The sequence below is a fragment of the Bacillus sp. FSL R5-0659 genome, assembly GCF_038008785.1.
Classification (GTDB): Bacteria; Bacillota; Bacilli; order Bacillales; family Bacillaceae; genus Bacillus; species Bacillus safensis.
In genome coordinates this window covers 1,690,326-1,713,105 of sequence record NZ_JBBOZU010000001.1, presented here as the reverse complement: position 1 = coordinate 1,713,105, position 22,780 = coordinate 1,690,326, and the positions used below count along the sequence as shown (strand labels likewise).

24 protein-coding genes are annotated in these 22,780 nt (G+C 40.2%); 7 read left to right on the top strand and 17 right to left on the bottom strand.

Going from position 1 to position 22,780, the window contains the following annotated elements:
• Positions 1-15: 15 nt before the first annotated feature.
• Positions 16-2,745: an aconitate hydratase AcnA gene (gene acnA, locus NSQ72_RS08630; protein ID WP_039178925.1), complete on the bottom strand. Its 2,730-nt coding sequence runs from the start codon at positions 2,743-2,745 to the stop codon at positions 16-18.
• A 220-nt stretch (positions 2,746-2,965) separates the two neighbouring features.
• On the opposite strand from acnA, the gene sspO reads away from it, so the two are divergent.
• The 4 genes from sspO to NSQ72_RS08610 all read left to right on the top strand — a co-directional run bounded on the left by sspO (position 2,966) and on the right by NSQ72_RS08610 (position 4,470).
• Entirely contained in the window at positions 2,966-3,112 is a 147-nt protein-coding gene (sspO, locus tag NSQ72_RS08625) for a small acid-soluble spore protein O (protein WP_106025114.1), read from the top strand.
• A gap of 16 nt (positions 3,113-3,128) precedes the next feature.
• Complete coding sequence (locus NSQ72_RS08620; RefSeq protein ID WP_003211331.1) at positions 3,129-3,275, top strand: small acid-soluble spore protein P; 147 nt, start codon at positions 3,129-3,131, stop codon at positions 3,273-3,275.
• Positions 3,276-3,377: 102 nt separating this feature from the next.
• Positions 3,378-3,779 (top strand): Hsp20/alpha crystallin family protein, encoded by a 402-nt coding sequence (locus NSQ72_RS08615; RefSeq protein ID WP_039178919.1) that lies wholly within the window; start codon positions 3,378-3,380, stop codon positions 3,777-3,779.
• 262 nt (positions 3,780-4,041) lie between these two features.
• On the top strand, positions 4,042-4,470 hold the full coding sequence (locus NSQ72_RS08610) for a DUF2621 domain-containing protein (protein ID WP_024427086.1): 429 nt from the start codon (positions 4,042-4,044) through the stop codon (positions 4,468-4,470).
• Positions 4,471-4,489: 19 nt separating this feature from the next.
• On the opposite strand, the gene NSQ72_RS08605 is transcribed toward NSQ72_RS08610, so the two are convergent.
• Together NSQ72_RS08605 and NSQ72_RS08600 are read right to left on the bottom strand one after the other, a co-directional pair.
• Positions 4,490-4,972 carry a CcdC family protein gene (locus NSQ72_RS08605; protein ID WP_024425136.1) on the bottom strand — a complete coding sequence of 161 codons (483 nt, stop codon included), beginning with the start codon at positions 4,970-4,972 and terminating at the stop codon, positions 4,490-4,492.
• Positions 4,973-5,066: 94 nt separating this feature from the next.
• On the bottom strand, positions 5,067-5,774 hold the full coding sequence (locus tag NSQ72_RS08600) for a cytochrome c biogenesis protein CcdA (RefSeq protein ID WP_341083811.1): 708 nt from the start codon (positions 5,772-5,774) through the stop codon (positions 5,067-5,069).
• Positions 5,775-5,983: 209 nt separating this feature from the next.
• On the opposite strand from NSQ72_RS08600, the gene NSQ72_RS08595 reads away from it, so the two are divergent.
• A complete protein-coding gene (locus NSQ72_RS08595) occupies positions 5,984-6,157 on the top strand; it encodes an aspartyl-phosphate phosphatase Spo0E family protein (RefSeq protein WP_369810454.1) in 174 nt (57 codons plus the stop codon).
• A gap of 259 nt (positions 6,158-6,416) precedes the next feature.
• Here NSQ72_RS08595 and NSQ72_RS08590 read toward each other — a convergent pair whose 3' ends face one another.
• From NSQ72_RS08590 to yneA, 6 genes are all read right to left on the bottom strand, one after another.
• Positions 6,417-6,635, bottom strand: coding sequence for a YneF family protein (locus NSQ72_RS08590; RefSeq protein WP_003212379.1), 219 nt, complete (start codon positions 6,633-6,635; stop codon positions 6,417-6,419).
• Between the two features lie 84 nt (positions 6,636-6,719).
• Positions 6,720-7,166 (bottom strand): sporulation inhibitor of replication protein SirA, encoded by a 447-nt coding sequence (gene sirA, locus NSQ72_RS08585; protein ID WP_024425134.1) that lies wholly within the window; start codon positions 7,164-7,166, stop codon positions 6,720-6,722.
• Between the two features lie 198 nt (positions 7,167-7,364).
• Entirely contained in the window at positions 7,365-9,368 is a 2,004-nt protein-coding gene (gene tkt / locus NSQ72_RS08580) for a transketolase (protein ID WP_039178912.1), read from the bottom strand.
• Positions 9,369-9,554: 186 nt separating this feature from the next.
• Positions 9,555-9,785: a DUF896 domain-containing protein gene (locus NSQ72_RS08575; RefSeq protein WP_024425132.1), complete on the bottom strand. Its 231-nt coding sequence runs from the start codon at positions 9,783-9,785 to the stop codon at positions 9,555-9,557.
• A gap of 69 nt (positions 9,786-9,854) precedes the next feature.
• On the bottom strand, positions 9,855-10,502 hold the full coding sequence (locus NSQ72_RS08570) for a YneB family resolvase-like protein (RefSeq protein WP_041085133.1): 648 nt from the start codon (positions 10,500-10,502) through the stop codon (positions 9,855-9,857).
• Between the two features lie 17 nt (positions 10,503-10,519).
• Positions 10,520-10,831, bottom strand: coding sequence for a cell division suppressor protein YneA (gene yneA, locus NSQ72_RS08565; RefSeq protein WP_034283425.1), 312 nt, complete (start codon positions 10,829-10,831; stop codon positions 10,520-10,522).
• A 158-nt stretch (positions 10,832-10,989) separates the two neighbouring features.
• On the opposite strand from yneA, the gene lexA reads away from it, so the two are divergent.
• Complete coding sequence (lexA, locus tag NSQ72_RS08560) at positions 10,990-11,610, top strand: transcriptional repressor LexA (RefSeq protein ID WP_024425129.1); 621 nt, start codon at positions 10,990-10,992, stop codon at positions 11,608-11,610.
• 45 nt (positions 11,611-11,655) lie between these two features.
• Here lexA and NSQ72_RS08555 read toward each other — a convergent pair whose 3' ends face one another.
• The gene (locus NSQ72_RS08555; protein WP_107163737.1) at positions 11,656-12,105 is read right to left on the bottom strand and encodes a hypothetical protein; all 450 of its coding nucleotides are present in this window, start codon (positions 12,103-12,105) and stop codon (positions 11,656-11,658) included.
• Positions 12,106-12,401: 296 nt separating this feature from the next.
• Between NSQ72_RS08555 and NSQ72_RS08550 the strand changes: the two genes are divergently transcribed.
• Positions 12,402-12,944, top strand: a complete 543-nt coding sequence (locus tag NSQ72_RS08550; protein WP_341083810.1) for an IseA DL-endopeptidase inhibitor family protein — start codon at positions 12,402-12,404, stop codon at positions 12,942-12,944.
• Between the two features lie 32 nt (positions 12,945-12,976).
• Here NSQ72_RS08550 and NSQ72_RS08545 read toward each other — a convergent pair whose 3' ends face one another.
• The 7 genes from NSQ72_RS08545 to NSQ72_RS08515 all read right to left on the bottom strand — a co-directional run bounded on the left by NSQ72_RS08545 (position 12,977) and on the right by NSQ72_RS08515 (position 22,678).
• Positions 12,977-13,825: an STAS domain-containing protein gene (locus NSQ72_RS08545; RefSeq protein ID WP_039178899.1), complete on the bottom strand. Its 849-nt coding sequence runs from the start codon at positions 13,823-13,825 to the stop codon at positions 12,977-12,979.
• A 147-nt stretch (positions 13,826-13,972) separates the two neighbouring features.
• Entirely contained in the window at positions 13,973-14,353 is a 381-nt protein-coding gene (locus NSQ72_RS08540; protein WP_228280000.1) for a NucA/NucB deoxyribonuclease domain-containing protein, read from the bottom strand.
• 259 nt (positions 14,354-14,612) lie between these two features.
• Complete coding sequence (locus tag NSQ72_RS08535) at positions 14,613-15,521, bottom strand: trypsin-like serine peptidase (RefSeq protein WP_341083809.1); 909 nt, start codon at positions 15,519-15,521, stop codon at positions 14,613-14,615.
• Positions 15,522-15,715: 194 nt separating this feature from the next.
• Positions 15,716-18,859: a bifunctional cytochrome P450/NADPH--P450 reductase gene (locus NSQ72_RS08530; protein ID WP_341083807.1), complete on the bottom strand. Its 3,144-nt coding sequence runs from the start codon at positions 18,857-18,859 to the stop codon at positions 15,716-15,718.
• Positions 18,860-18,880: 21 nt separating this feature from the next.
• Positions 18,881-19,459: a TetR/AcrR family transcriptional regulator gene (locus tag NSQ72_RS08525; RefSeq protein WP_039178892.1), complete on the bottom strand. Its 579-nt coding sequence runs from the start codon at positions 19,457-19,459 to the stop codon at positions 18,881-18,883.
• Between the two features lie 227 nt (positions 19,460-19,686).
• Positions 19,687-20,397 (bottom strand): DUF421 domain-containing protein, encoded by a 711-nt coding sequence (locus tag NSQ72_RS08520; protein ID WP_039178889.1) that lies wholly within the window; start codon positions 20,395-20,397, stop codon positions 19,687-19,689.
• Positions 20,398-20,461: 64 nt separating this feature from the next.
• A complete protein-coding gene (locus tag NSQ72_RS08515; protein ID WP_338594992.1) occupies positions 20,462-22,678 on the bottom strand; it encodes an RNA ligase in 2,217 nt (738 codons plus the stop codon).
• Positions 22,679-22,780: the final 102 nt, after the last annotated feature.

The window sequence follows — 22,780 nt, the reverse complement described above, 5'->3', positions numbered from 1 at the left end:
CTCTTCTTTGCTGTATTAGTTGCTTGCCAATTTTTCGCGAAGTACCATTTGAAGGATACCGCCATGACGATAGTAGTCAATTTCAACTTCACTGTCAAAGCGAACGACCACTTCAAATGTTTTCTCGTTGCCATCTGTGTCAATTGCTTTCACAGTGACGAGATCACGCGGACGAACTGTTTCGTCAACATGAACTTCAAATGTTTCTGTTCCTGTTAGACCATGAGTTTCTGCACTTTCTCCGTCTTTAAACTGCAAAGGAAGTACGCCCATGAAAACAAGGTTACTTCTGTGGATACGCTCAAAGCTTTCAGCTAGAACAAATTTAATTCCAAGAAGGTTTGTTCCTTTTGCAGCCCAGTCACGTGAAGAACCCATTCCGTAGTCTTTACCTGCTAAGATCGCTAGACCTGTTCCATCTTCTTTATAGCGCATGCATGCATCATAAATGGATGTCACTTCACCAGTTGGCCAGTAAGTTGTATAGCCGCCTTCTGTTCCTGGTGCAATTTGGTTCTTAATACGGATGTTTGCAAAAGTACCTCTCATCATGACATGGTGGTTACCACGGCGAGATCCATATGAGTTAAAGTCTCTAGGCGACACGCCTCTTTCTTGCAAGTATTTGCCCGCAGGTGTGTCCTTACCAATCGCTCCAGCAGGAGAAATATGGTCAGTTGTAACAGAGTCACCGAACTTCGCAACTACGCGCAAGCCTTTAAGTGGTTCAACTTTACCAGGTTCAACTGATAGGTTTTCAAAGAATGGCGGGTTATCAATGTATGTGGAATTTTCATCCCATTTGTACAATGCATCATCCGTCGTTTTAATTTCATTCCAGCGGTCATTGTTGTCAAAAACAGTTTCATACTCTGAACGGAATAGCTCAGGTGTGACAGTGCTTTTAACGACGCTGTTGATTTCGTCCATTGATGGCCAAATGTCATTGAAATAAACGTTTTCGCCATTTTTATCGACACCGATAGGATCTTTTGTTAAATCAATATTCACCGTACCAGCAAGTGCATAAGCCACAACTAATGGTGGAGATGCAAGGTAGTTTCCTTTCACAAGCGGATGGATACGACCTTCAAAGTTACGGTTACCTGATAAAACAGAAGTGATCAGCAGATCATTTTCAGAGACAGCATCTTCAATTTCTTTCTCAAGCGGTCCTGAGTTTCCGATACAAGTTGTACAGCCATACCCTACAATGTTAAATCCGAGGTCTCTTAAATATGGAAGAAGTCCTGAATTCACAAGGTATCCTGTTACAACTTTAGAACCCGGCGCTAGTGACGTTTTCACGTAGTTTGGCACTTTCATACCGAGCTCACTAGCTTTCTTCGCAACAAGACCTGCTCCAATTAACACGTATGGGTTCGATGTATTCGTACAGCTCGTAATCGCTGCAATCGCAATCGCACCTGTCTTCATCACAGCTTTTTCACCGTTTGCAAGATCAAATTCGATTTGTTTATCTAGCTCTGATTTATCTAAGCCAAACCCTTGGTTACCAGCTGGGCTTTCGATGTGTTTATGGAACGTCTCTTTCATTTGAGAAAGTGGAATCAAATCTTGTGGACGTTTAGGACCAGATAAGTTTGACTCAATTTTAGAAAGATCAATTTCCACAACATCAGTAAAAATTGGTTCTTCTGCATCTGGCGTATAGAATAAGCCATTTGCACGAGAATATTCTTCAACGATATTAATTTGCTCTTCATCACGTCCAGTAAGGCGAAGGTAAGCAAGCGCTTCTTCATCTACTGGGAAGAATCCACAAGTAGCACCGTATTCTGGCGCCATGTTCGCAATTGTTGCACGATCTGCTAATGGCAATTGGGCAACACCAGGTCCGAAGAACTCAACGAACTTGTTTACTACGCCTTTTTCACGAAGGACTTGTGTGACTTTTAATGCAAGGTCAGTTGCAGTCGTTCCGTTTGGAAGCTCTCCAACTAATTTAGCACCAATCACTTCTGGTACAGGGAAGTATGAAGGCTGACCAAGCATACCAGCTTCCGCTTCGATACCGCCAACGCCCCATCCAAGTACACCGATACCGTTAATCATCGTTGTATGAGAGTCAGTTCCAACTAATGTATCTGGGTAAGTGATGATCTCGCCATCTTCTTCAATCGCATGAACAACACTTGCAAGATACTCTAAGTTCACTTGGTGAACAATTCCTGTTGCAGGCGGAACAGCTTGGTAGTTGTTAAACGCTTTCTTTGCCCAGCTAAGGAAGTTATAACGCTCTGCGTTACGTTCGAATTCTAAATCCATGTTAATGTTTAATGCATCTTCAGTTCCAGCTTTATCAACTTGTACTGAGTGGTCAATAACAAGGTCAACTGGAATTTCAGGGTTAATTTTATCCGGATCCCCGCCTACATCTGCCATTGCTTTTCTTAAAGAAGCAAGGTCAACGACGGCTGGTACACCCGTGAAGTCTTGTAAAATAACACGAGAAGGTTTAAATGGAACATCAATTTCTTTTACCTCGGCAGTTCCCCATTTTGCCAAGTTTTCAACGTGTTCCTTCTTGATCACTCTACCGTCTACTTGGCGAAGCACTGATTCTAAAAGCACCTTAATGGAATAAGGCAGCTTAGAAACATTTCCGATTCCTTGTTTCTCTAGTGCTTCTAACGAATAATAGTGATACGTTTTCCCATTTGTCGAAAACGTTTTTCTAGATTGAAAAGCGTCTTGTTTAGCGACTTGCTGCTGTTTCGACATGTCCAAAATCCCCCTTTTGATGATCAAGATCAATTTCAATTCTCAGAAAAATCGTCGTATTTCACCACAATTTTCTCACAATTTCATCTTAAAACAAATTCATACATAAGTAAATAACAATGCTTTTATTAAATTCAATAAGTTTAACTTATCATTAGGAAATGTTTACTCTTCATAAACGAAGCGCAGCGGGTTCATACTACAAATGAGGTGAAAGAACATGACAAAACGCAAAGCAAATCATGTCATTGACGGCATGAACTCAGCCAAAAGCCAAGGTAATGGCGCAGGCTATACGGAAGATGATCAACTCGTTTTAACAGAAGAACAAAGACAAAACAATAAAAAACGCAAAAAAAATCAATAAGAAGGAGCCTAACATCATGACGAATAAAAACACAGGGAAAGACATCCGTCAAAACTCTCCTAAGGAGCATCAAGGCGGTCAGCCTGAGCCGTTATCAGGCAGTAAAAAAGTGAAAAACCGCAACCATACAAGACAAAAGCACAATTCTCATCATGATATGTAATCATTCCCCTCTCATCCCGTGACCACACGGGATGTTTTAGGTCTTTCACACATTTCTATTTTCATCATATGATTTATTATGAGATGTGATGGAGGAGTGTTTATGGAGAATGAAAAGCAATCGAATTCCTCTGATTTCCTTGAAATAGATGATTGGCTCAATGTTTTAATGGATGATCCATTTGCCTGGTATGATGAACACCTCCCAATTGATCTTTATGAAACAAGCCGTGATTATATTATTGAAATCGATGTCTCCACCTTATCGATCACTGATGTAAAGCTGACCTTCGCTGGACATGAGCTGACGTTGACTTACACAGTACAAAAGCCAAAAGGTGAAGGCGAACAGCCAATTGAAAAAAGCGTGATGCTTCCTTTTTATTTAAACGACAAAGACATTGCAACAGATTATGAAAACCAAATCATATCGATAAAAATTAAAAAATGTTCCGACCATCCAAGCGGTGCATTTTCCTTTCAAATCCCGCACTTCAAACATTAAGAGCCCACCTTCATATAGGTGGGCTCTCTTCCCGTTCGTTTCAAGTCCATACCTTTTGCGAACCACCATGGCCAAATAGTAGAGTCGCTATATGATAATGTATTCTATTTCTACTAATCGGTTTGGGTCATTCTAGTAAATGGGCGGCTATTAATGAAAAAGGGCGTTTATAGAGATAATAGACATACATTTTTGTTATTTTCTTCTATCCTCTCTTCATGTAATATAAAATAGAGAGATAAGGGGTATAAGGAGTGAGAACATGTTAAGCGGCTGGTTTTTGTGGTTCATTTTATTTTGGGGTACAGTGATGATCGGATTACTCGCAATCGGTGGCTTTTTTATGTTTCGCAAATTTTTAAAACGATTGCCAAAGGAAGATGGGAAATCAGAGCTTGATTGGCAGGATGAATATATTCAAAAGAGCCTTCACCTTTGGCGGGATGAGGACAAACAGCTGTTAAATGAACTCGTATTACCTGTTCCAGAGCTGTTTAGAGATGTTGCCAAAGAAAAAATTGCGGGTAAAATTGGTGAGCTGGCATTAAAAGAACAGGCTGCCAGCATTAATCTAGACTTAATCATTCGCGGCTACATTATGGCTACACCAAAGCGTGATCATAAATTTTTATTGAAGCGCCTTCAAGAAAAAAACATTGATCACTCGCCATATGAATCGTTATTAAAATAACCTCCTTTAAAAAGGAGGTTTAATTCATTTGAATCTGCTGCGGATCTAATTGTTTAGACAGCTTTCTAAACGACAAATACATAGCAACCCGCCAAGGCACGATCATGCCAAAGGCAAGAATCCAAAACATCCCGCTTAATGAGCCATAATCAATAGAAGAACTTAGGATGGTCTTCATCCCGATACGAAGAACAAGAAGTCCAATGAGAATAAACACAAATGCTTTTGACCGCTTTAAGTAAATGTCATTGCCTCTAATTTCAAACTTCGATGTTTTAATTAAAAATATAGAGAAAAACATCCCCACTGTGATCGCTTCTAGAAATTCAGCTCCAGTTACCCGAAACATTGGAACAAAAAACATCAGTGCGCCAGTGCTCATGAAAATAGGAGGTAAAATAATTTTTTTTGCCGTTGCAGGTTTTGCAGATGACTTAATGCGAATAAACATGACGGCCACCGCCATACATACCGCAATTATAGAAGAGATCAAGATCATCATATCAAATCATTCCTTTATTCTTTAAGGTCAGCCTATGTATAATATACTCCAATTGACGAAAAAAAACCATTCGCCGCGACTGTAGAAAACGATTTCAAAAGCCTGTAAAGCCGCCAAACAATGATGAGAACATGATGATAATCCATGTGAGAAGATCAAAGAACAGCAAAATCCCTACCACAATCATGATAACCCCGCCCACTCGCATGATGAGCTGCTGGCGCTTTCTGATCCACCCCATTTTCGTAATGAAAAAGGAGAGAATAAAAAACGGGACGGCAAATCCAAATATATACGCAATCATATACATGACAGCCGACTCAGGATTGTTACTCGCCAGTGTGATGACAGCGGATAAAATAGGGCCAGTACAAGGTGTCCATCCAGCGGCAAAGCCCATTCCGATGAGAATGGATCCAAAAAAACCAGCAGGACGATTTTTGAACTGTATTCTCTTTTCACCCATGAGGAAAGAGGGCTTGAATACGCCAAGAGTCATAAAACCAAAGAAAATAATAAGGATGGCTCCAATTTGACGAATCGCTTGATGATAATCATTAAAAAACTTCCCGACAAACGATGTCCCAAACCCAATCGCAATAAATATAATAGAGAAACCAATTAAAAAGAATAATGTATGAAGCAGACTTCTTTTTCTCAGCATCACCTTCTCGGATTTCACTTCATCTATACTAACGCCCGTAATATACGATAAAAATGCTGGATAAAGCGGAAGACAACACGGTGAAATAAAAGAAAGAAATCCTGCTCCAAATGCTAAAAAGTAATTCAAATCTGTCAAAAGAACACCCCCTTCTTACAAATATACAATAAGAGATGACAAAATCATTTCATTTTTTTTACATCACCTCAATAAAGATGGTCTATTCTCTTAAAACCTTATATAATTTAATTTGACATCAAGATAATGAATCCTTTAAATTTGAAAATAAACCTTAAAATGGATATAATAGAATCGATTCTTTTTATCAAGATTTGCATGAAAGGAACATGACTTTGGTAAAAACATCATTATTAACTCAAATCGAAGAAAAAAGAGAAGAGCTGATGAAAGTTGTCTTGCATAATGGGATGACATCAACAGTGACCATCGAACATAGCCAGCAGCTAGATCATCTCCTCTTACAATATCAACGACACTTACACTCAAACTCAGCCAACTAATTATACTTCATGATATCAAACATGCCGCACCATTGTAGAACAGTTGATATGTGTGACCATAAAAGAAACGAAAACCTCTGATATAGGGGTTTTTTGTTTTTCATGCTGTTTGACGCCATAATAAAAACCACCTTCCCTGCTTCATTCATGCAAGTACAGTGGTTTTAAGCGTCTGATGAAGGTGAATTGAATAAAGAAAGGACAACGCTTGTCCATTCTTTATAACCATGTTCCATCTATGATCATAATATCGTACGTATTATTTCGCTTGGTTGTTCATGGCTTTCATCATTTGATTGATTTTCTTCTGGGACGGTTTCATGCCCATTTGCATCATCATCATTCGAAGCATTTGTTCATTAATCGGTGGATTCTTTTTCAAATAGCTCATCATATACTTACGAGCAATAAAGAATCCGAGTGCAACTCCTGCAAGCAGTGCAACAACGCCTACAAGGATGACAACCCATAAATCCATAATTCTTCCTCCTTCATGTTGTCTCGTATAAAGTGTACTAAACAAAAGGCTATTATACAACATTTCACGTTCAATTTTATTTTTTTAAACAAAATTCCTCACTTTTACTGGATTAAGCCACCCGTGCTTCTTTGAACTAAAGTCCATCGCAAGAAAACAAGGGCTGATTTTTCTCAGCACTTCAAAAAACACCGCTTCTGCCTCATAACTGCCAGTGGCAGACATTTGAATATACCGGTCTTTAATAATAAATGCTGCGGTTCCTTTTCCATCTGGTAAGGAAGCGCTGTAAATCGAGCCTATTTGTGTATAGTGAATGTTCGTTAAGTTATTCATGAGACGCTGGTGCATATGAAAAGCAGGGATTCGTTTCGTCACATAATCCACTTGCTTCACAAGCATAACTAACTCATCGTCAGTGCGATTCGTCCAGTGTAACGACTCAAACAAATGAAACAAAATAGATTCCCTGCCAAAATAGTGATGTGCAAATTCATCCTCAATCCAATAAATATAATAATGGCGTTCCATGTCTATCCCTTCCTTTCACATTTCGTCAATCTCGTTTATTGCTTGTATTATACAAAAATGTGAAAGAAAGAATTGTCTATATATGAAGCAAGAAGAAACTAGTTTTGTCAAAAAAACAAGAAAAAAGAAAAAAGTTTGCAGAGCGGATGAAAAAGCTCTGCAAACAGATAGCAAAAAAGCATGATGCTTGGAGTTCGTTTATTTATTCAGCTTCGCTTTCACACGGCTGACTACATTGCTGACAGTAAATCCATATTTCTCGATAATGGTTTCACCTGGTGCAGAAGCGCCAAATTTATCAATTGCAATCACGTCACCGTCAAGGCCAGTGTAACGCTCCCAGCCAAGTGAAGCACCCATTTCAATCGCAATACGTGCACGTACTGCTTTAGGAAGAACGGATTCTTTGTATTCGTCTGACTGCTGATCGAAGCGATCCCATGCAGGAAGGCTGACAACAGATGCGCGGATACCCTCTTTTTCAAGTGCCTTTTGCGCTTCAATGGCTAAACCAACCTCAGATCCTGAAGCGAGTAGAAGTGCTTCTGGCTGTGCATCAGCTGCTTCAACCACAACGTATCCACCCTTTTCTACTCCCTCATATGCCTTCTCTGGTGCCTGGTCAATCGTTGGAAGGTTTTGACGAGTAAGAACTAGTGCAGTCGGTTTATCCGTTGAAGATACAGCTAGTTTCCACGCTGCAGCTGTTTCATTTCCATCTGCTGGGCGAATAACGGAAAGGTTAGGCATCGCACGCAGTGAAGCAAGCTGTTCAACCGGTTCATGTGTTGGACCATCTTCACCAACAGCGATACTATCATGAGTAAAGACGTATGTGACTGGAAGTCCCATTAAGGCAGCAAGACGAATCGCTGGTCTTAAGTAATCTGAGAAAACAAAGAACGTTCCGCCGAATACACGAAGACCGCCGTGAAGTGCCATACCGTTGAGCGCCGCACCCATTGCAAATTCTCTCACACCGAACCAAATGTTTTTGCCGGCATAATTATTTTTTCCGAAATCATCCGTGTTTTTAATCGTTGTTTTGTTTGATCCTGCAAGGTCAGCAGACCCGCCAATAAAGAAAGGTACTTGCTTTGCAATGCCATTTAACACTTCGCCTGAAGAAGCGCGGGAGGCAAGGCTTGAACCTGCTTCATAAACAGGAACCTCTTGGTCCCAATTTTCAGGAAGCTTTCCTTCAATCGCAAGCTTCAGCTGTGCTGCCAGCTCTGGATATTCTTTTTCGTATTGCGCAAACAGCTCATTCCAAGCTGCTTCTTTTTTCTGACCAGCGTCTTTGACAGCTTCTTTGAAATGATCGTACACTTCAGAAGGTACATGGAAATCTTCTTCAAACGTCCAAGAGTAAGCATCCTTCGTCAGCTTAGCTTCCTCGCTACCAAGAGGTGCACCATGCACACCAGACGTTCCCGCACGGTTTGGCGAACCGAAACCGATTGTTGTTTTCACTTCGATTAAAGTAGGTCTGTCTGTGCTTTGTTTCGCCTTTTCAATAGCAGCTGTTACTTCTTCGATGTTGTTGCCGTCTTTCACGTAAAGAACTTCCCAGTTCATCGCTTCAAAACGATTCTTCACATTTTCAGAGAATGAACGATCTAAGTCGCCATCTAAAGAAATGTCATTTGAATCGTAAAGAACGATTAAACGGCCTAAGCCTAAATGACCAGCAAGTGAAGCAGCCTCAGAGGAAATCCCCTCCATTAAGTCTCCATCTCCGCAAATGCTGTATGTATAGTGATCTACAACCTGAAAGTTGTCTTTGTTATACGTTTCCGCAAGATGTCTTTCTGCAAGTGCCATCCCTACTGCCATAGCAATACCCTGGCCTAAAGGACCTGTTGTGGCATCTACGCCTTCTGTGTGTCCAAATTCAGGATGTCCAGGTGTTTTGCTTCCCCATTGGCGGAATTGTTTTAGATCATCGATGCTCAGATTGTATCCGCTTAAATGAAGCATGCTGTATAGAAGCATAGAACCATGTCCCGCAGATAAAACAAAGCGGTCTCTGTTAAACCAATTTGGATTTTGCGGACTTACGTTTAAGTGATTCGTCCATAAAGCGTACGCCATTGGTGCAGCACCCATCGGCATTCCTGGGTGACCGGAATTCGCTTTTTCAATTGCGTCTATGGAGAGAGTACGTATTGTTGCAATAGATTTCAATTCAATCGTTTCCATATAAATCCCCTTCCGTATCTTGTGTACACCATTATCATAAATCTACTGTCCTTTTTTCACAACTATTTCACGCTGAAAAAGAAGGATTTTGTCACATTTAGTTTATCGATCACCTAAAAAGTTATGCAAATATGAAAAAAGACGAGAATAATCTTCCCATCTTTTCAAAATTCAAGAAATCACAGCTTAATGAAGGTTCTGATCTTTTTCTCTTTTTAATTTTTCTGGTGTGACATCGTTTCCTTCAGGATCAACGATCTTGACAGTTTTAAGTGTATTTTTCATAGAAGAACGAAAAGCTTTCAAATACTCTTCTCTCAACTGCTTTTGTTCTGTTTTTTCAGCGTCTGATAAACCGGTCTCTTTCGACTTTTTTGAAAGCTCATTTATTCTTGCAAGCTGTTCTTTAGAAATCATGACAAACTCCTTTAAAGCATTTTCTCTACATACTACTAAATATCAATCATTTTGACAACAAATCACGCTTTAGGTGGTAAGGTCTTTTTCATATTCTTGATACCTTCTATGCACCGTTGCTTTTGAAATGTCAAAACCTAATGCCTGAAGGGTTGCGGCAATTTCGGCGAATGTCATATTGTTTTTTCTTAATCGAACAATTTCTGAAATCGGCACTTCAATACGCTCACGGCCAGGTGCATGGTCCTGCTGCCTTAAATTCAGTTCAGGCTGATATCCGCGCTCAACTGCCCTTTTCATTCCCCGCTTGATTTTCAGGTTATGAATTTTCCGTTGGTACTCTTCAACGACCCCTACAATCTCAATGACCATTTCATCTGCTTCTGAAAGCTCAAGCTCTCCTCTATGAAACACGCTGTATACCTTTACGTTCTCTTTAAATAGACAATGAAGGAGCGCAATTTTTGCTTGTCCTCTTCCAAGACGTGTTTCATCCTGGATCAGAACGGCATCGATTGACTCTTCCTTCAGTGCAGCAAGCATTTCAAACACACCATCACGATCTAGATCATATCCACTCGCTTTTTCTTTGATGACTTTGACCACATTCATCTTGTGCATGGCAGCTAACGCCAGCAGTTCTTCTTCTTGTCTTTTCAGCGAGGTTTCCTGCTCTTCTTTGACAGTGCTTACTCTCGCATAAATGATTGCGTTCATGTCTAAAATCGACCTTTCTATTGTACTGTTGCAAGCTGATATACGACTGGATGCTCTTTTTTGACGGGTATGACAAGAATGTCGCCAGGCTGGATTTCAGTTGAAGCAAGATCATTGTGTTCGGTAACCCAATCAATAAATGCATTTTTGTCGATTGATTTGCTATCGTTTACTTGATCAGCTAACCCCCAAAGAGTATCACCTGATTGAACCTCTATTTTAACATACTGATTTGTATCATTATGGCTTGTGACTGCAATAAGTGAGAGAAATATGCCAACGATGAATGAGAATACCCCAATAAAAATAATAGATTCTTTTAACCTCATAATGTCATCTCTCCTAATAGAATATGTGTTCGCTCTTTCTGTCACTCATTATAAATACGAACAAACGTTTCTGTCAAACGTTTTTTCGAACCTATGTTTGTACTGTTAGGAAAAACATGCTATAATTTCTTTAAAATTGACGTTTTGAGGTGCAAAAGATGACGAAGCTATCAAAAAGACAACTCGATATCCTGAAATTCATCAAAGATGAAGTAAAAAGCAAGGGCTATCCCCCATCCGTCCGTGAAATTGGAGAAGCTGTCGGTCTAGCATCTAGTTCAACGGTCCATGGACATTTAGCTAGACTAGAAACAAAGGGCTTAATTAGAAGAGACCCGACAAAACCTAGAGCGATCGAAGTACTAGATGAAGAGGAAATGAATATTCCAAAGAGTGCTGTAATGAACGTTCCAGTCATCGGAAAAGTAACGGCCGGTCTTCCTATCACCGCTGTTGAAAATGTAGAAGAATACTTCCCTCTTCCAGAGACTTTTGCAGCACCAGATGAACAAGTGTTTATGCTTGAAATTATGGGAGAAAGTATGATTGATGCAGGTATTTTGGACAAGGACTATGTCATTGTGCGTCAGCAAAGCACCGCTAACAATGGAGATATTGTGGTCGCCATGACAGAGGAAGATGAAGCGACAGTGAAACGCTTTTATAAAGAAGATACACACTTTAGATTACAGCCAGAGAACCCATCAATGGAACCGATTATTTTACAGAATGTGAGTATACTAGGTAAAGTGATTGGCGTATTTCGAAATATTCATTAAAAAAAGCCGGTATTTCATCAGCTGCTGATGAGAACCGGCTTTTTCTTATGCACAAGAATAGGCAAGAATACTTGAACTTGGGAAGGAACCAAATGTAAAGTTCGGCCATATAAAGCCAGTAGTTCGGCCAAATGGCTGTGAGGAAAGGATATACATTAAAAATACTTGACCGTTTCTCAAAAACACAATTGTCCATCTTCTATTACATCCCGCTGCAAATTGTACAGTTTGATGGCCTCCGCCAACACCGTGCCCAGATATAAGCGACTGCATACTCTGTGGCTGCGAGAGTGCTTGCTGATACTGCGAAATGATATGCTGCGGCGGTGCCGGCGGGGCTGAGTGTCCGCCTGAACCTTGCCCTGGCCAAGTACCTCCTCCTCCAGTCGGAAATCCAGGAAACCCTCCACCTGAAGGAATACCAACAGATGGAAACCCCTGCATCTGCCTATCATATGAGTACCCATTCCACACACCTTCATACGGATGATACATAATAAACACCACTTTCTTTAGACATTCATCACGACAGTATATGTCATAAATAAAAAAAGTGTGTTAAACGTCTAAATAGAAATTTTTCCAAAAGACGTTTCGTTCTTCTTTAGAACGGTTAAATAATCATTAAGAAGAAAAATAAAAAAAATGAAAACTTTTTGTCTCCCTCAAACGTTATATAATTAGAAACAAAAGAAATAAAAAACATTTAGATTTAATACTTGTAATATCACTGTAATTATTGTAACATTTGTAACATAAGAAGTTTTCATTGAGAAAAGGAGGCAATTGCCTTGAAAAAATTATTTGTTTTATTAACTGCTATTATGATTATGATCTCATTACAAACAACAACATTGGCCGCTTCCAAGAAATCAGCCGCTTTGACAAATAAAGAAGCGTTACATATTGCCCTTGATGCAAGAGAACATTTTTGGAGTGCAATGTCAGGCTACAAAGTTAAAGAACATTCTAATTACAAATTAAAATCATTTACCTATAAAGATATGACGTACAACTATCTTTCTAAAACATTTGATACAAAGAAAAAATTAAACAGCTACCTATCTCAAGTGTTCACTCAAGATGCCATCAAACATGGTTTAAAAGATTATCAGTTTATTGTTCATAAAGGCAAAATGGCTGTTCCAGTCGGTGACGGAGACAACATGCTCAATTGGGAAAAAGCCACACCTAAACTCGTTTCTAAGAAACAAACAGTCCGCACATATGAATTTACTGTCCCAACACTTGATGGACGCAAAGTAAAACGAATTGTTACGTACGAAAAAGTACAAAAAGATTGGAAAGTCACACAAATTGACGCTGTCATCTAAATAAAAAACCAGGCCTCTCATCGGCCTGGTTTTTATATTGGAGAAAATTCAGTCATGCGGTCCAGCGCGTGAGCAAGTGATGATGCCGTGCGAAATTCATTAAAAGGAAGCCCGAGCTGTACTGCTGTTTGAGCAATTTCTGGTCTAATTCCTGAAATGGTCGTCTCTACTCCAATTAACCGAAGTGATGTGACAAGATCAAAGATTTGATGAGCCACCATTGTATCAATAATGACAACACCAGATAGATCAATACATAAATGCTGAACCCCTTTTTGCGAGCACTGTTTTAGCGTATTTTCTAAAATAATCTTTGCTCTCGCTGTGTCAATATCACCTACTAAAGGCAACAACGCAATCTGGCTTTTTAAAACAATCACCGGTGAACTCAATTCATAAATCATATCTCTTTGAGCCACAAGCTTCTTCGTTGTATTTTTCACATATTGCTGGATAAACACATGAATTGAAATATTAAACGCTTCGGAAATTAAATCATACCAATAAAAAATGCGGTCAATATCAATGTCACCTTGACGCTGTTTAATAAATTCTTTTAAGTAATGCAGAACGACTCTTTGATTAGACATGTATTCTCTTACGACATAATCTAATGGTGTATTTAAATGCTTCGGATCACTGGCTAAATCCTCAGACCATTTTTTAAATTCAGTATGTAAATATGTCTTGTCTTCAATAATAGCTCGTATAAAGTGCTGGTAATAATCTTGATTCTGCCGTTTTAGCTCTGCAATGATGCTGGAATCTGTTGAACGATATATCGATTCTGGATCATCGTCCTCAATTGATTCATACCATGTTTCAGTCAGCTTCTCTGCATGCTGCATAAAAAAATCGTATAATGCACGGTTCTTATCCATAAGCAAATGTCCCTTCACATTTTCTTCTTGTCAGTCTTTGTACCTTATAGATTGATTGTACCACTGAATCTTTTTTGCCTGCCAGCTCGGATACGCTCTGCCATAAACAAAAAAGGCACCCGCTCGAGGGGTGCCTTTTCCTCAGATTTATTTCACAATGAATAATATTCTTTTCCCATCAGGAAATCCGCTGATTTGGTGCCCGACCCATGAGCCTGCTCCCCTATTATCAGATGGACTGACATATTGAACGCTTGCGCCTTTTCCTCCCTCAAGACAAACCGCCATCGGCCATTCATCCCGGTCAAATCCAGGTTTTGTCGGAATCCCTTTTAATGATTCTTGCCTGCGGGCATCTGCTCCATTCCTGTCAATGGTACACACATCTGAATGCCCTTTTCGAATGGCTTCTTGAATATGACTGCCTGTTTCAGGGTACCTTTCCTTTGGAAATTGAACGACATGATCATATCGATCAGCCCCTTTTGCTGCCTGCTTCTCTCCAAATCCACCTAACAACATGCCCATCCATATCACAAAACATAAAGCGACAGCAGCGATCCAGCCTCTTTTCATCTTCAAAAGCGCGTGACCTCCTCATCCATTTCAAGCATGATTTTGACTTAAAGGAAATGTGACATTTTAATGTATGAGTGGTTCGCGAATGACATGTGAAAAAATTGATGTAGCTCTCAATCTCAAATCCACAGGTTAAAAAAATGAATCCTCTATTAAATGAATTCATACAAAAAAGCTTGTCCCCTATGAAGGAAACAAGCTCTATTTTTTATTGCGCTTTCGCATAGTTTATAAACTCAACAAAGGCAGCTGTCGCTTTTGGACCGCCATTCATCGTTCCGTTTGAATACCCAGCGTTATGAACTCCAACGATTTGCTGGTTCTGATCTAGCATGGCAGAACCTGAATTTCCGCTGAATGTATCAATCGTATAGTATGCTAGATTCGTATCTTCTCTCGTCACAGGACCTGACATCTCCCATTGTGACACCTTGCCAGTCGATCTCATTTTATCACCAGGATATCCTGAGATTTTAATGGTTGTCCCAGTCAAGTTTGTCACCTGGCGGATGGATCGGTAGCCGACCGTATTGCCAATATTCGTATCGGTTTTGATTACGGCAAAGTCATATTGGCTTGCACCAGTATTAATATACCCGCTTGGCACATAGAACTCAGTCATTTTTGCTGAACCGTTCACCGCAGTACTATCATTCATACCTGGATATACGGTTCCTTTTTCACTATAGCTTCTCGATGCTGTATTGTACACGCAGTGTCCGTTTGTCAAAATTTTATTAGGAGCAATGAGTGTCCCTGTACAGCTGGAGCCGCCAAATGTAATATAAGCAATTGAATTGTATGGTGCCACTCTTGTATTTGCTACTTTGGTTCTACCATCGTCTCCAATGACGACTTTCGTTTGAAAATCTTTTAAATATTTTGATAGTGGTTTTACTTTTTCGCCAACAGTAGAAGAAAGATCATCCACTTTGTCAAAGGATGAGGGGGCTTTCGTATCATTGTGGAAATCACTTGAAGAAATCACTTTTCCATCAGAAGTCACCATATCATAATCAGACGTTAGTACTGAATCCGATGTGGCTTGGGCAAAACTAGGCACACTTAAAGCACCAAAAACGAGAAGAGAAGGGAGTAACATTTTCACCTTTTTCATCATATTCCTCCTTTATGTCCTATATCAAAAATGATACGATTGTTTCATATTGGAGTAAATGAGAGAATATTCTTATTTTTTACAAAATATTTCATTTTTAAATTAGGTGTTTTGTATCTTCCCACCCCTTCATTCTATCGATCTCTTTCTATGAGAATAGAAAAAAACCGCCTAATTGGCGGTCTTTCCTTTTGTCAGCTCCACACATCTTTTACATATCTATTGTCATTGGCAAGGGCTGTCAGCCAATTTTCAGCTGTTTCCTTCGAGCATTGTTTCTCGTTTTGATAGAGATCGATTAGTGTAGCCTCTACATCTGGGGCCATGACTTTTCCGTCTCCGCACACGTAAAGGTAGGCACCTTGATCAAGCAATTCGATGAGCATGCCGCCTTCTTCTTTCATCAAATGCTGGACATATACTTTTTGATCATCGTAACGAGAATAAGCACGATGGATATGGATAACTCCTTTTTGCGCGGCAAGCTGCATTTCATCAAAATATAGATCATCTTCCTCAGGGTGACGGCAGCCAAAATATAAGTGGGCTTCGCCTAGCTGCTTCCCTTCCTTCTGCCACACTTCTCTTGCCTGAACAAATCCTCTAAATGGAGCAATTCCTGTACCTGGTCCGATCATGATCATCGGCACTTCTGATGAAGGAGGCAGCTGGAATCCGTCTTGCGCTTCATGCAGGAAGCAGGCTACTTCTTCTCCTTCTTTTAGACCACATAAATAGGTTGAGGCAACTCCGGCATATTCTCCTCTACCGCTCCACGCTTTATCTTTTACAACTGCTACTGTGATACTGACTTTTTCTTCATCTACCTTAGGCGAGCTAGAGATCGAATAATAACGCGGTTTCAAACCTGGTAAAAGCGCCAAAAAGTGTACAAACGGCAGCTCGCACGCTTCATATTGATCTAATAAATCAAGCATGGTTACTCGTTTCTTTAAAATGGCTTCTTGATATGCTTCACCAGCCATTTCTTCAAGCTCCACGCGGTGAGGCGGACATACCGTATGTGCTGCGAGCTCTCTTAGCTGTGTACGTGTCGCAGGCTCTTGAAGCTCAACATGTGAGGCGAGTAATTCTTTGATTGGAATCGGCTGTTCTAATGGTAAATGACTTGCCTCTTTCTCAGATGAAAGCTTGATATGCTGCTCTGGATTTAGTTTAAAGCGGCGGGTCACACGCTCAACGAGTGCATCACTATTTTTCGGTACAATCCCAATATGATCTCCTTCTTTGTATGCTTTTCCAGCTGGCAATTTCAGTTCAATATGTCTTGTCTGCCTCGTGCTTTTTTCTGATTGTAATTCTTCATTTTTCAATACAACAGCTGAAAAGGCATCATATATTTTAGCTACAGGACGCTCCACTAGCTCATTCGTATAAGCAACTGATAGGTTTGGTTTTTCCTTCCCCTTTTCTTGGAAGGTGAGCTTAAATTCTTTTGCAAGCTGTTCAAAGACAGTTTTCTGGAAAATTTCTTTATCCTCATCCATATCACCACCTGCATCACCTTCTCCTAAATCAGCTACACGTTTGGCACCTTTTCTTTCAAGGGCCTCATCAATCAGACGGGGGATCCGCTGGTACGTGCTCGCCCAGTTTCGATCTCCGCATCCAAAGACCGAAAATGTCACGTTTGATAAATCCTGCTCCTCATCCTGCGCCAGCCAATCCACAAATTGCTTCGCATTGTCAGGCGGATATCCGTTGTATGAAGCGGTCACGATGAGGACAGCGCCTGTATCTGGCAATTGGCGTGTATATTCATCAAGCGGCGCAGTGGTCACATCGAATCCTTTTGCTTTCCCGTCTTTCGCCAATTCGTTCGCTATTTGCTTTGCTGTGCCAAGATTCGATCCGTACAAAACTAGCAGCGGTGTACCGTGACTCGGCACTTTTGACTCACCAGATTGGTTGCTTTTTTTCGGTTCTTCTTTCGGTGGTGCCATAAAGAATTGCTGTTTCCTTGGCCGCACCTTGATTTTGAAATCGTTTGGTTTAATCGTCAGAGATTCTTTTAAATCAAGCTCATAAGATGTGTGATCAATTAACTCTAAATTATGCAGAACCATCGCGAGAACCATCGTAGCTTCATGCAGGGCAAACTGCATACCGATACATGCACGCTGTCCATTCCCAAAAGGCTTGTAAGCATGCTGCGGGATTTTCTCAGGATGCGTAAACCGCTCTGGTTTAAATTCTTCAGCATCCTCGCCCCATACCGCTGGATCACGGTGTAATTTAGGGAGCAGAACAGAGACACTTTGATTCTTGTGAATCGGATATTTTCCCCCGATTACTGTGTCCTCTTTCGCATAAAGAGAGAACGTAGGCGCGGTTGGCCAGAGGCGAAGGGCTTCATTTAACACTATACGAGTGTAGCTTAGCTTTTGCACTTGTTTAAATGTCGGCAATCCGCCTTGCAGCACCTCATCTGCTTCTTGGACAGCTTTCTTCAATTTCTCTGGATTCTTTAGTAAGAAATAAATCGCAAAGGATAGCAGTCCGCTTGTTGTTTCGTGCCCTGCAATTAAGAAGGTGATGATTTGATAACGGATATTTTCATCAGATAAACGTTCACCTGTTTCAGGATCCTCTGCATGCAGCATAAGAGACAGTAAATCATCGCCTGTTTTATCTTGTTTTCTTCGTTCCTGTATAATGTCATCTACTAATTGCTTCATAAAATCGACATGCTGATCAAATTCTTTTCTTCTTTTGATCATGAGTTTATCGGCAATCGGCAATCGGCCCGACTGCTCCATTGCTTCATTTAAGCCTTTCAACATGCTTTCTATGAATGGATGCTGGTTTTCTTTATAAAAGCTGTTAAAGCGAAAATCAAAACCGCAAAGGCCGATCGTATCTAAAGTCAGCTTTGTCATATCCTCAGCTACTTCAATTTCTTCATCGCGGCCTGTTCTTTGCCATTTTTGCACGAGTTGTGTGGCAATATCGAGCATCATTTCATGATAGCCCTTCATGGCCTGCTGGCTGAATGCTGGCATCAAGATTTGATGAGCCTTTCTCCAGTTCGGTTCTTCTGTCCAGCTCGTAAATAACCCATCTCCTGCAAAGGCTCTTACTTTACTGAGACTAGTCCCAATAAATTTATCAAAACGGCTCTCATCAAATACTTCTTGGACAAGCTCATGGCTGGAAACAAAAATACTTGTTGCATTTGAAAATTCAAACTGAAAAATCGGTCCTAATTCATCTGCCAGCCGCCAAAAAGTTTGAGAAAGCTCCCCCTTTTTTATATGGGGAATATTTTTAAAAGGTCCGTATGTTTTTGGTTTTGGAATGATTGATGTTTGCTTCATATGCCCACTCCCTTTATCTCTTTATGATGCAACGCTGATGGCGCGCCATAAACATTGCTCAATCTCCTCTAAAAATTCAATTGTTGGCTCTATTTCTTCTGCAAGAATTTGTTTATGCAGCTGCACAAAAGCACCAAATACAATCGATAAAATGGTTCTGCCAGAGAGGTTTGGATGAATTCCATCCTTTTTCCCTTCTTCAAAGATAAGGAACAGCTCATGTAACAAATGCTGCATTTTCTCTTTGCTCGTTTCGTCTAAGTAATGGGACCGTTTATCAATCTCTAAAAAATACAGCCCGCTTGGATTCTCCTTTGTAAACAAAACCAAGCAATAAAATACATGCTTAAAGTACGCCCGAATACTTACCTTTGGATCTGGACTGTTTGTGTTCATTTTTTCGATAAATGCTGAGAGGCTGCGCTGGTACAAAATATTGACGAGTGCCTCCTTGCTGTCGAAATAACGGTAAATGGTGCCCGCTCCGACGTTTGCTCTTTTTGAAATCATCGGCATTGTGGTGCCATCAAAGCCTCGTTCTATAAATAGTTCCAGCGAAGCTTTCATGATCTGTTCTTGTTTATCAGTCACTGCTGGCATTTCATCCCCTCCTTTTGAAATATAGGAATGAACGTTCATTCCGCAAACGGTATATTATATTAATATTTCAATTTCATCTATTTATACTTAAACACACTTATTTTACTCCGTCACCACATTTTCTGAAAATAATAATAATTGAGAAATGATACCTAGTCAGATGACATCCAAAGGACTTATAAAGATTGTCAAATGTGTGTCATGCAGGTGTCATCAGCACTACACATTCATTCCTGATCGATTGGTGACTGAATGTGGTCGTCATATGTATCAATATATAAGCTTCCATTACTTGAACGGACAGCATACACAATGTCCTTTAAGGACAGCTGCCTTTTTTTAAGCTCTTCTTCTATCCATTGCTCTGTTAAATGATTTTCATGTATGTTTTTTTGGATGAGTTTCCCGTCCATGATGACTTCAATCGGCATGTAACGCTCTGCCTTCATGAATAATTGAAGGTCCTTCCGTGTGACATTTTCAAACGAAGGGTATTTTTTCACTGACATATGCCCATCTGTTTCAATCATGGCAAATTCAACTTCACTAATGTCAAAGATGTCTTTTTCTCTCAGCTGCTGATTTAAATAATCAAGGGTATATCTCATTCCCTTCATATTTCCTTCAAGAATTTTCCCATTTTGTATGACAAGAGTTGGTTTACCAGCCATCAGCCCTCTCATCTTCCGGCTTCTTAATGCAATCAGGGAAATCACATAAATAATCATGACAAGTGACACAAAGGAAATCGTTGTGTGCTGTAGCGGCAGCGTTGTATTAAACGCCAGGTTTGCAGCAATTGAACCTAAGCTGATGGCTGCTATAAAATCAAAAATATTCATTTGCGCAATGGTTTGTTTCCCTAAAAGACGTGCTCCTCCAAATAAAATCGCAAAAGCAAACATTGTCCGAAGAATCACTTCAATATGTTCAGACATGCAAGTGTCCACCTTTCATTTGCATCAAAAAAAGCCTTTTCCTTAGAAAAGACTCTTTGTTAGACTATGCATTTATTTCATCATTATTCAATTGGGCAGTACTGCTTTGTTCAAATTGTGATCGCAGTTCAATAATTGAGCTATTCCTCACATGATCTGCTTCTTGCTCAAGAAGCCACGTATAGAACTTAGCTTGCTCCGCTGTTTGCAAAGCATGCATATATTTTTGCGAGGAACGCTTCTCTGCAACGCGCTGCTTGATCCCGCGCATCTGCTTCCAGAATTGATAATAAGGGAGCTTGAGTTTGGTCATAAAGCCGCGAGCGTCCTCAATGACATATCCCTCTTCTTCAATTGTGTCATCATGAGAGACCGCTTGATACCATTTATAAAAAGACGTCCAATCATGGAAAACAGCCACTTCCTGCTTGCTGGATATTCCCAGCTGCTTTCTTAATCTTTTCACTTCAGCGAATGGTGCTTTTTCGTAGCTTAACTGCCGCTTCACTATATCGAGTAAAATGAGTTGATCTTGTTCATATGTGATAATATGCGGATCTTTTTCTGGCAAAATGACTTCAAACACAAGAGATACATGCTGGTCACGGACGTATGATTTGATGTAGTCAGCTTGCACGTCATCGAAGGTCTTATAAAATAGCTCTTCGACCCAGGAAGCATGCTGATTTTGTTTCACATGTGATGTATACGATTTGGACGTAAACACCAATTCATCTTCCATTTCGTTATACCCAACAGTTCCTAAGTATCCATTTGCTTTATCATATACGGTGACAGGGAATTGTAGATGGTTCACTAAATGCTGCATTCTTGTCTCTGGACGCTCATCAATGTTAAAAAATTTATTGTAGCTTCTAGAAACAATCTGCTTAGAAACCATGTTGACAAACAAACCTCTTGCCTTCACATTCACATCATCCCACTGCCGCTCACTAAAAGCCTTTTTCGTAAAATTAAAAGATGAAATATGGTGCGGAAGCTTTAATTCCTGTACATATTCATGCTGATCTAAATGGGCTAAAAAATCATCCAGTGAAATATCTGGCTGAACAGCAGCTGATTGTTTTTTCTCAGAAGCTCTGTAGACTGGATTGTCAATTTCATGAGTCTTAATCCCTTCAGCCGTGATTTTCAACACCCGCAGCTGCCCCCCAAATTCAACCTGACCTTCTAGGTTATAAGATCTTTCCGCTGCGTGAATTGGCAGTCTGTATAAATTGCGATGACCGTGAATTTGGATGACATCCAGCCCAGCCGTGTTTTGAACAAACAAGTGATCAATGTCATCTGAATATTCTCCTACGCCGTGAATGAGCTGCTGTGTTGAGACATGCAGAAGCTCTTCTGGCAAATGAGCAAGCCCCCCGTGGGTAACAAGAAATGTCTGATTATGGTACGTAAAATAAGTAAGCTGATGAAAGGTTCTAACAAACTTTCGTACTTCTTTTAAATCAAAATCTGCTGCTTCAAGTTCAGGCGCAGTATGCCTGTTAAACATATTGCTCCTGACTTTTTCACCATGTGCAAACCGGTATAAATGCTGATCATGATTGCCTTCAATGACGATGACATTCCGGCATTCTCTATGGGCAAGCATCCATTCTAATACTTCTTTGTTTTCTATTCCTCTATCAAGAAGGTCACCTGCAAAGATATAAAGTTCGTTTTCTTTGATATCTCCTTGCAAATAAGTGGTAAGTGCGGTGTAACAACCGTGAATATCCCCGAAAACATGAATGGCCTCATATTGATCAAAGGATCGAGGCTGATAGGTCATCACTTGCGGATATTCCTCCGGCTTCAAAACAGTCACCCATGACGGGACCTTTTCTGTTTTTAACCGCTCGTTCATTTGATACAAAACAGATTCACGCACCACTTTGTGAGATTCACGTGAGCGATTTTGTAAAAGAGCGGTCTCAAGGGGCACCTGCGTGAAATCGACGACATACACCCTATAACGATACGATGTTGCTAAAGACTTATATTGAGAAATTGATTTGCTTGAAATATGTGTCGCATCAATCACAGTAAAGTCTCCGCGCTCCATACGGGCTGTGAGTAAATCGAATAATAAAGACCAAACTTTGTGGTCATGCTTGCTTGAAATGTCTAGTTTCCCATTGACTGATAGCTGCGGCGGCTGGGTTAACAGCCGGATTTGATCCGCTGATAAAGTGTAAGGCTCTAAGCCTTGTTCTTTGATCCATGTTGATTTACCTACGCCTGGGAGACCTCGTAAAAGGACTAAAGTTCTCATATTGGTTCTCCTTTAATGAGTGATATTTTACCTATTATAGATAAATTATGGATAAATCTCAATCTTTTATTGATTATGGTAATATATAGATAGAAAAGGAGG

Bases quoted from the DNA above. Each gene is read 5' to 3' on its own strand.
- acnA (WP_039178925.1), bottom strand. From the start codon at position 2,745: ATGTCGAAACAGCAGCAAGTCGCTAAACAAGACGCTTTTCAATCTAGA.
- sspO (WP_106025114.1), top strand. From the start codon at position 2,966: ATGACAAAACGCAAAGCAAATCATGTCATTGACGGCATGAACTCAGCC.
- NSQ72_RS08620 (WP_003211331.1), top strand. From the start codon at position 3,129: ATGACGAATAAAAACACAGGGAAAGACATCCGTCAAAACTCTCCTAAG.
- NSQ72_RS08615 (WP_039178919.1), top strand. From the start codon at position 3,378: ATGGAGAATGAAAAGCAATCGAATTCCTCTGATTTCCTTGAAATAGAT.
- NSQ72_RS08610 (WP_024427086.1), top strand. From the start codon at position 4,042: ATGTTAAGCGGCTGGTTTTTGTGGTTCATTTTATTTTGGGGTACAGTG.
- NSQ72_RS08605 (WP_024425136.1), bottom strand. From the start codon at position 4,972: ATGATGATCTTGATCTCTTCTATAATTGCGGTATGTATGGCGGTGGCC.
- NSQ72_RS08595 (WP_369810454.1), top strand. From the start codon at position 5,984: ATGACTTTGGTAAAAACATCATTATTAACTCAAATCGAAGAAAAAAGA.
- NSQ72_RS08590 (WP_003212379.1), bottom strand. From the start codon at position 6,635: ATGGATTTATGGGTTGTCATCCTTGTAGGCGTTGTTGCACTGCTTGCA.
- sirA (WP_024425134.1), bottom strand. From the start codon at position 7,166: ATGGAACGCCATTATTATATTTATTGGATTGAGGATGAATTTGCACAT.
- tkt (WP_039178912.1), bottom strand. From the start codon at position 9,368: ATGGAAACGATTGAATTGAAATCTATTGCAACAATACGTACTCTCTCC.
- NSQ72_RS08575 (WP_024425132.1), bottom strand. From the start codon at position 9,785: ATGATTTCTAAAGAACAGCTTGCAAGAATAAATGAGCTTTCAAAAAAG.
- NSQ72_RS08570 (WP_041085133.1), bottom strand. From the start codon at position 10,502: ATGAACGCAATCATTTATGCGAGAGTAAGCACTGTCAAAGAAGAGCAG.
- yneA (WP_034283425.1), bottom strand. From the start codon at position 10,831: ATGAGGTTAAAAGAATCTATTATTTTTATTGGGGTATTCTCATTCATC.
- lexA (WP_024425129.1), top strand. From the start codon at position 10,990: ATGACGAAGCTATCAAAAAGACAACTCGATATCCTGAAATTCATCAAA.
- NSQ72_RS08555 (WP_107163737.1), bottom strand. From the start codon at position 12,105: ATGTATCATCCGTATGAAGGTGTGTGGAATGGGTACTCATATGATAGG.
- NSQ72_RS08545 (WP_039178899.1), bottom strand. From the start codon at position 13,825: ATGGATAAGAACCGTGCATTATACGATTTTTTTATGCAGCATGCAGAG.
- NSQ72_RS08540 (WP_228280000.1), bottom strand. From the start codon at position 14,353: ATGGGCATGTTGTTAGGTGGATTTGGAGAGAAGCAGGCAGCAAAAGGG.
- NSQ72_RS08535 (WP_341083809.1), bottom strand. From the start codon at position 15,521: ATGAAAAAGGTGAAAATGTTACTCCCTTCTCTTCTCGTTTTTGGTGCT.
- NSQ72_RS08530 (WP_341083807.1), bottom strand. From the start codon at position 18,859: ATGAAGCAAACATCAATCATTCCAAAACCAAAAACATACGGACCTTTT.
- NSQ72_RS08525 (WP_039178892.1), bottom strand. From the start codon at position 19,459: ATGCCAGCAGTGACTGATAAACAAGAACAGATCATGAAAGCTTCGCTG.
- NSQ72_RS08520 (WP_039178889.1), bottom strand. From the start codon at position 20,397: ATGTCTGAACATATTGAAGTGATTCTTCGGACAATGTTTGCTTTTGCG.
- NSQ72_RS08515 (WP_338594992.1), bottom strand. From the start codon at position 22,678: ATGAGAACTTTAGTCCTTTTACGAGGTCTCCCAGGCGTAGGTAAATCA.